The sequence below is a fragment of the Bilifractor sp. LCP19S3_H10 genome (assembly GCF_052119185.1).
Lineage (GTDB): Bacteria > Bacillota > Clostridia > Lachnospirales > Lachnospiraceae > Bilifractor.
The window spans coordinates 1-621 of record NZ_JBQKFT010000065.1; the positions used below are offsets into that span (position 1 = coordinate 1).

At 41.5% G+C, this 621-nt stretch carries 1 protein-coding gene; it reads left to right on the forward strand.

Features of this window, described 5'->3' with window-relative positions; translation table 11 throughout:
• Positions 1-476 (forward strand): hypothetical protein (locus tag ACTQZS_RS15430; RefSeq protein WP_441476603.1); only part of this gene is annotated, 476 nt, incomplete at its 5' end.
• Positions 477-621: the final 145 nt, after the last annotated feature.

Genomic DNA, 621 nt, shown 5'->3' on the forward strand with positions numbered 1-621 from the left:
TTGTCACACCCCCACTTAATACAGAATGCACGATTTATGTGTTTACATCAAACGGATCTGCATGGGGAATGGCGTCTGTAAAGAAAACTATGAAAGGAAAAGTGTATGTATGGAACTGGAAGGGAAAGACGGCTGTTATCAAACTGAATGTAGATAAATCCCCGGAGTATTCGGACAACAGAGATTCTGATAATTCGTCTCAGGTGACAACAGGACGAGTTCGTCCCGTTTACACTTTTGGAAATACGATCACACGATCCCTGGATGTAAGCGGTGTTTATACTGACATTGTGCCAAATGGTAAAAGAGAAAATATGGACGAGCTTACAACGGCAGAGCACACAATCTTCCGAAATCCGCAGGGTGAGGTTTTGCACACAGCAATATTATCTGTGAATTTGACTCCAAAAGGACAACGGTCAAGAATCGGAGAGTGGGGAGAAGTATCTGTTAAACAAATGGAGGAATCATTATGAATGACCTTTCCGATTGGTCAGACAGATCAATCAAGAGTGAGATACGAGTCTTTATGATTGATCCTCACAATTTAAATATTATTCGTGGAGAATTGGAGCATCTGGTATTGTCCGGGTGCTCTGTTTCTTTTGGTTATGATACCGA